We start from the raw sequence: 7,724 nt of genomic DNA, 5'->3' as shown, positions 1-7,724 counted from the left end.
TCGCGGATGCGGTGGATCTCGGCTTCGAGCTCGCCGGGCTTCAGTCCCTCGTGCTTCTCGATCTTCCCGTCGCGGTAGGCCTCGTAGATCTCGCGGAACTTCTCGTCGCTCGCGTTGGTCAGGTCGACGCCGATGAGGCGCGCCCAGTCCCGGTTGGCCTGCGGCCGCGGCCCGTTGGGGTCGGGGGTCTCGCCCTGGCCGTAGGAGCGGGCGGCGCTGTCGGCGACCTGGGCGGCGAAGCCGATCGGGTCGGCGCCCGGCGTCGCGGTGCCGACGATGTCGCGCAGGCCGTGGACGGCGTCGAGGTCGTAGACGCGCGGCTCGCCGGTGGTGCGCGGGTCGGCGGAGCGGTCGCCCTTGGGGACGTTCTTGTAGGGGTCGATGTCCCACAGCGCCTCCGCGTAGTCGGTGAGCGCCCGCAGCACCAGGTCGCTGTGGCCGCGCCGCTGCAGGCGCATGACCCGCTTGCGCAGCGCGTTCGCGTCGATGCCGGTCGTGTCGGCCCGGTACTCCCTGCGGCCGTGCTCGGCCTTGAAGGAACGCTTGGGGCGCAGCGATTCCGGGTCGTTCGGCGCCAGCGCGCGGATCAGCTTCTCCTGCGCGGCGAGGACGGCGTCCTTGTCGACGTTGTCCCGCAACTGCTGGGAGTAGCCCTCGACCTTGTTCTTCCGCGGTTCGTGCCGCGGGCCGTCGAGCAGGTCCTCGAACTGCTGGGTGCGCAACGCCTTGCGCTGTTTGCGGTCGGCGAGCCCCTCGGCGAGCTTCCGCGGCGTGAGCTCGGCCTCGGTGAGGCCGAGGCGGTCCGCGAGCCGCGAGCGGGCGTCCCCGACGAGATGGTAGGTCTCGATGTCGGAGATGTTGCGCGCGTAGTCGGCCAGCGCCTCCACCTGCGCGGCGCGCACGGCGTTGTCGAGGTCGAGGTCGCGGATCGTCGCGGCGATGTGGTCCGGGTGCAGCTGCATCGGATGCAGGTTCAGGTCGCGGGCGAGGTCGCGGATGTCGCGCACCATCTGTTCCCGGTCGCGCGGCGGCGGGCTCTCGGGCTCGGCCTGGACCGGATGCCACTGCCCGTCCTCGCCGCGCAGCAGGGTCACCTTCAGCTCGCCGCCGTCGATCGTGCGGCGGACGTGCTCCACCTCGGGGGTGCTGACCGGGTCGAGGTGCAGGTTGCCCGCGCCGTCGGCGCGGGTGGCGCGGAAGTCGAGGCGCAGCGATCCGTCGCGCAGCCCGTCGGCGAGCTCGTCGTGGTCGTCGAGCGCGCGGGCCAGCGCCTGTTCGCGGTCGAGCGGACCGTCGGTGACGAGCAACCGGTCCGGCCCGCCGTCGGGGCCGGGGATGCGCGCGACCTGATCGCCGTAGGTGCGGCCGACCGGGGCGCCCTCGTCCCCCCGCAGGATCGGCTCGGCGGCGGCGATGAAGTCGGCCAGGTTCCGTGCCCGCTGCCCCGCCGCGTCGCGCAGCGCGGCCAGGGTCCGGTCCGCGTCCGGTCCGGTCAGGTCGGCCAGGTCGACGCCGAACATGGCCGCCCGGCTGGACAGTTCGTCGCGCAGCTGGTCGCGGCGCAGCGCGTGCTCGAAGAAGGAGCGCGGTCCCTGGTCGCGGCCGAGTTCGGCGGTGTCGGCGATGTCGCCCCACTCCGGCAGGGCGTCGGCGCCGTTGCCGACCCGCTCGTAGTCGCGCAGGGCGGTGCTGCCGTCGAAGGCGACGATGAGGTCGCGCAGGAACCGCCCGATCGGGTTGTTGTCGAGGAAGCTGACCTCCCGCGAGAACGGCACCGGACGCGGGCCGCTGGTGTCGCCCCAGTGGCGGCGCCGCGGCTCCGGCTCGTCGGCGTGGTCGTCCTCGTCGAGGAGCAGGTCGTCGTCGTCCGCGCGCCGGGTGTCGGAATCGAGCTCCCGCCGCGGCGTTTCCCCGGCGGGGACGGTGCGCTCGTCGGGGGCCGCGGCGGGTGTCTCCTCGCTCACGCGGCCGTAGGGGCGCCGTTGTTCCTCGTCGACCCGCCGGGTCGCGTCGGCCAGGCCCTCGATCGCGCCGACCTCGCGCAGCACCCGGTAGGCCTCGGCGTCGATGGCCCGGCGCAGCGCCTGCGGGCTCTCGTCGGCGAGGTCGATGCCGAGCCGGCGCGCCATGTCGGTGAGCGACTCGTTCTCCGGCGGCGGACCGTCCGGCGCCGGCTCGCCGTGGTCCGGGTCGAAGGGCGTGTCCTCGAGCGCGCGGGCCTCGTCGGTGTCGATCAGGCCCCGGAACTCGAGATCGTCGACGAGTTGCTGACGCAGCTCGGGGTCCTCGGTGCGGTGGAACAGTCCTTCGAGGATGTCGCGCGCCTCGTCCGGATCGATCCGGCCCGCCTCGAGCTCGCTGACGATGTTGTCGCGCAACAGCCGCGGGTCGGCGTCCTCGATCTCGGGCCGGTACTCGCGCCCGTCCGGGTAGTAGACCGGATGGTGTTCGCCCGCCGCGGTCTCGACGCGTCCCATGGCCCCGCCGACGAGCGGGATGTGCTCGCGGTTCTGCCAGAAGGTCATGCCCTCTTTGCCGATGCGGGCGACGTTCAGCGCGGGATCGCCGGGCCCCGGCGGCGGGGCGTCGATCACCGGCCCGTCCGGCGCCGGCGTCGGCGGCGGGGCGGGATGCGCGGGCGCGGGCGGATCGGTGACCAGATGCACGCCGCCGGTCACGCCGTCGCGCAACGCCGTCTGCCCGCGGCCGTCGATGCCCGAGCCGGACGGGTACTTCAGGTTGAGGCCCTCGTAGCCCGCGTTGAGCTGATCGACGAGCTTGCGCAGCACATTCCGGTTGTCGACCGGCCCGGACTCCTGGCGGGCGGGCGGATGCGCCGGGCCCTCGTCCGGGCGCGTCATCAGCCACCGCCCGTCCTCGAGACGCACGTGCAGCGCGACGATCTCCCCGTCGTCGCCGAACTCGACGCGGATCCGCCGGCCGGATTCCGGCTCCGGCTCGGCGAATTCGGGCCTGCGGCGCGTGCCGTCGGGTTCGTCGTCGCCCATCCTGTCCACGCCCGGGTCGTCGGGCGCTCGCGCGGCGCCGTCGTCGCGCGGCGCCGGGGCGCCGGGGCGGCCGTCGGCCGGCGGGACCGCGGCCGGGTCGTAGACGCCGGTGAGGTTGTCCGGGCGGTGCGGGAAGTCGCTGTAGCGGCCCGCGTGGCAGCCCGCGTCGCCCATCGTGTGATGGCAGTTCGCGCAGAACGGCGTCGCCTCCGGGCGGTCGCCCTCGAACGGCTTGTAGGTCTGGGCGTACATCTCCCGCAGCGCGTCGGCCCCGGCGGGCAGGGGCTCCTCGCCACGGGCCGCGCGCGCCGCGTTCTCCCGGTCACGGGCCCACAGCGCCTCGTTGAGCGCCTTGACCTCGGCGTGGCCCCACGGGTTGTCGAAATGCGGGGTGGTGCGGGTGCCCTTGGGCGTGCCGTCGGCGCCGGTCTCGGGTCTGCCGTGCCGGTCGAGCGCCGGGTAGCCGCCCTCGGGCCGCGCCTGCCCCGCCGCGCGCATCGCGTCGACGTTGGCCACCAGCGCCGGATGCCGCCTGCCCTTGGGGATCACGTCGTCGCGGGTCCCGTTGGTGCCCTCGTAGACCATGCCGGTCCGCTGGTCGACCACGGCGGCGGTGACCTTGCCGTGCGACTTCGGCGACACGTAGGTGCCGTCCTTCTGCGCCGCCAGCACCCGCTTCTGTGTCTGCGCGGGCTTCTCCCCGGGCCGCTGCGCGAACTCCGCGGCCGCCTGCCGGAACTGATCGGCCCGATCACGCGCGATCGCGTCCGCGCGCTCCTGCACGGGCACCCCGTCGACGTGGGTGATCAATCCGTCGGGACCGACCACCACGGCGGGCCCCTGACTCAGATCCGTGAGCGCCTTGGTCGCCGTGGTCACCGGCGCGTCGGCCGGATCGTTGGACTCCGGATGCGCGGGCGCCGGGGGCGGCGGCGGTTTCGCCGGCTGGTCCTGCGATGTGGTGTCCGGCCGGTCGCGATCGGCCTCGCCGGAGGGACTCGCGTCGTCGTCGCCCGCCTGCCCGGCGTCGTTCCGGCCGCCGCTCTGGACGGGCCGGTCGGTCACGCCTGGTGGTTGCCCGCCTCGATCCAGGTCCCGTCCTGCCGATGCCGCGAGATCGCCGTCCCGGCGACGAAGATCGCCATCCGGTCCATCCTCCCGTCCTCGACCGTCACCGCGTAGTCCGCTTTGCTGATCGTCAGCGCCCGGGCGAACGGGGGGTCCGCTCCCCCGAACCGGTAGATCACGTCCGTGTCCGTCTCCGACTCCTTGCGGAACAGCAGAAGTATCGCCAAAGGCCGACCTCCAATCGTTCAGGTTCTCGCCGGTGCGGGCCGGTATCCGCGACTCCCAGTCGAACCTCTCGTTGGCGGAGAGGTGCGCCTCACGGTACGAGGCACCGGGGTGGTCACGGTAGTACTGCGCCTCGGCGAGCTCGTGTTCGAGCAGGACGATATCCTCCGGCAGCGGCCGCCCCGCGGCCATCCGCATCCACGCCTCGGCGATGTCGGCGTCGGCGTCGTAGCGCCGGTTCTCGGTGCCGACCTGGTTGCCGTCCTCGTCGAAGACGCCGAGCGGGTGCTCCTCCCGGAACAGGTGGTTCTTGACCTGTTCGATCTCGGCCGCGTCGAAACCGCGCCGCCCGTCGCCCCGGTCGACGTCGGCCAGCCCGGCCTCGATCGCGCGGACTTCGGCGTCGGTGGCGCGGAAGTGGTCGTAGGCCTCGTTCGCCCACGCGTCCTGCGCGGGCATGTCGAACAGGTCGCGGGGCCGGATCGCGCCGCCGGACTGGATCGGCGAACCGTCGGGTGCGTCCCCGTCGGGACCGCCCGGGTCGGGGTCCGCGCCGTGGCCGGGGGTGTCGGGAGGCGGCGGCAGGGGGACGTCGGCGAGGACGTCGACGCCGTCGCGGTGCAGGATCAGGTCGGTGACGGTGACGACGCCGTCCCGTGAGGCGTGCACGAGCCGGTACTCGACCTTCAGCGTGCCGTTGTCGCGCGCCTCGCGCAGCTGCTCGACCGCCCGGCGCAGCGCGCGGCCCTCGGGGCTGTCGGGGTCGATCCCCCGCGCGCGCATGTCCTCGGGCGTCTCGTGCAGGATGCGCTGCAGGTTCTGGTCCTTGGACAGCACCTCGCGCAGGTACTCGGGTGAACCCTGTTCCGCGCGGGCGACCTTCGAGCCGCCGAGGCCGGACCCGACACCCTTCGCCTCGACGACGAGCAGCGTCGGCCCCTCGCCTGCGGAGTTCCTCGGCACGAACGAGGCGATGTCGACGACGTGCGCGCCGTCGAAGGCGTCCCGGAACGGGGACAGCTGGACCGCGCCGGGATGGAGCACGGGATCGCCCGCGTACGCCCTGCCCGCCAGCTCGCCGAGGTTCTTCGACGCCTCGACCATCTCGGTGCCGAGGCGGTTGTACTTGCGGGCGGTCTGGTTGAGGTCGTTCAGCTGTTCGTGGCGGTGCGCGCGCTCCGAGTCGGAGAGCCCCGGGTCGGTGTCGATCGCCCGCCGCAGCTTGTCGACCGCCTTGGACAGCTTGCCACCGGCGAGGTCGCTGGCCTTCTCGACGTCGAACTCGGCCATGAGCCGGTGCAGGTCGACGCCGACCTGGTCCCGGCGCACCTGCAGGTCCTTGCGCAGGTCCGAGGCCGCTTCCAGCTGATCGGCCAGGTCCTTGTCGCGCACCTCGTAGGTGTCCGAGTCGCCCTTCTGCACGCGGAAGTCGTAGTCGCGCTTGGTCAGATGGTCCTCGGCGAAGAGACCGTCGGGGCCGTGCAGCTGGAACCGCCGGTCGCGGGAGGTGTTGGGCGCGTCGTCGACGTGATGCCAGGTGCCGTCGGGGTCGCGGTAGCTGTCGAGACGATCGGTCGGCCTGCGCAGCAGTCCGTCGTCGCCGCGGACCATGCCGGGCGGCACGTCCTGATGACCTGCCGGATGTGGCTGCGGTGCGCCGTCGCCGTCGCCCAGCAGGTCGATGTCGGCGGGCCGGGCAGGCGGGGTGAGCGTGCTGTCGGTGGGCGGGTAGCCGGAGTGGGTGCCGGTGGCACTCTCGGTGCCCTTCAGCATCGCGGTGCAGTTCGCGCAGTAGGGCGCGTCTCCCCGGTTGCCGCCGCGCGGCTGGTACGGCGAGTTGGTGAGCGAGCCGAGCGAGTTCTCGTCGTGGGGATGGCCCATGGCCGCGCGGTCGTGCAGCGCCATGTTCGTCGTGCGGATCTCGGCGTGGCCGAGCGGCTGGTCCGGGTGCGGTGTCGGGTGCGTGGCCGCGACGTCGTCGCCCTCGTCGGTGTGCTTGTAGGGACCGTTCTCCGCGACGGCCGCGGCCCGGTCCCGCAGCACCGGGTGCACCTGGTCGTGCGGGATGACGCTGTCGGGCCTGCCGTTGGCGGCCTCGTACACCCGGCCCGTCAGCCGGTCGACGGTCACCGCGATCATCTCGCCCATCGCGGCGCGGGGCAGCCGGTTCCGCTCCGCGTCCCGCTGCGCGCTCAGCGCGTCCTGCGCCGCCTGCTTGGCCTCCGTCGCGCGCGCCTGCGCTTCCTTCAGGCGATCGAGCGCCGCCGGCTTGTCGGCGGGGTCCGCGGCCTTGAACTCGTTCTTCGCGTGCTCGACCGCTGCTTCGGCCGCGCGGTGCGCCTGCTTCGCCTGCTGGGCGTTGTCGACGATGCGCGGATCGACCTCGCCCGCGCGCAGGAACAGCTCGGCCCGCTCGGCACCGAGCCTGCGCGCGAAGTCGGCGACCGGCTCACCGTCGATGGACTTGATCAGCGGCGGGTTGTCGCCGGTCAGCTCGACCCGCGGGTCGTTCATGTCGATGTCGCCGAGCCGCTGACCTTCCACCGAGGGCCGGCGGGGGACCTCGGTCGCGTCGCCGGGCGGCCGCAGGCTGTCGGACGCGGGCGGTCTGTCGGGTCCGTCGGGGTCGTCGCCCATCCAGTCGGCGGGCTCGCGCGGGGGCGCCCCGTCCCGGTCCGGTACCGAGGCGCGCTCCCTCGGCTCGGCGCCGTCGGGTCGCGGCCGGGCGCCGTCGGTACCGTCGCCGGTCGACGGGCTGAAGGTCCGCCAGCGGCCGCCGTTGTCGATCACCGGATCCGAACCGGGCTGCCTGCGCACACCGACCTGGTCGGTCGGCGCGTGGACGTCGACGCCGAGGTGGTCGGCGAGGTACTGCGCCCAGCCGTTCACCCCGCCCGCGTGGCAGGAGACCAGCCGGATCGGCTGTCCCGGGCGGTAGTTCGGGTTGCTGCGGATCGCGTCGACGATCTCCTGGGCGTGGACGGGCGTGTTCCGACCGGGGAACGGCACGCCGTCCGGCCTGCCGTGCACGATCACGTCGTGGGCGCCGTCGTTGCGCAGGTTCTCGCGCACGCGATGGGTGCGGTTGTCGTTGCCGATCGAGGTCGAGGTGGGGCGGTGGACGACGCCCTCGCCGCCGGGCAGGTGGGCGTCGTAGACCGGCAGGTTGCCGTTCTCGTCCCGCCAGGGGGCGCGGTCGTCGTTGCGGTCGCGCGCCGTGGGGTTCTCGTCCGGGCGGTCGGCGCCGCTGTCGCGCCGGTCGGACGCGGGCCGGGCCTCGCCCGCGGCCGGGCGGTGCGCGTCGGGGCGGGCGTGGGACGGTCCGGCGTCGCCGACCAGCGGCACGACCGGCGGGATGCCGGCGGCGGGGTCGGCGCCCGGCCGGCGGTTCGGCCCCTCGGCCTCGCCCGTGCGCACCCCCTC

The 7,724-nt window shown here is 73.9% G+C and carries 1 protein-coding gene; it reads right to left on the bottom strand.

The features are described from left to right. Positions 1-7,718 (bottom strand): DUF8616 domain-containing protein (locus tag ON36_RS32510; RefSeq protein ID WP_281004811.1); only part of this gene is annotated, 7,718 nt, incomplete at its 3' end. Positions 7,719-7,724: the final 6 nt, after the last annotated feature.

Source organism: Nocardia thailandica NBRC 100428 (assembly GCF_000308795.1).
In the GTDB taxonomy this organism is placed as follows: Bacteria; Actinomycetota; Actinomycetes; order Mycobacteriales; family Mycobacteriaceae; genus Nocardia; species Nocardia thailandica.
Note: the sequence above shows the minus strand (reverse complement) of the source record. Positions and strands in the feature narration are given on the sequence as shown.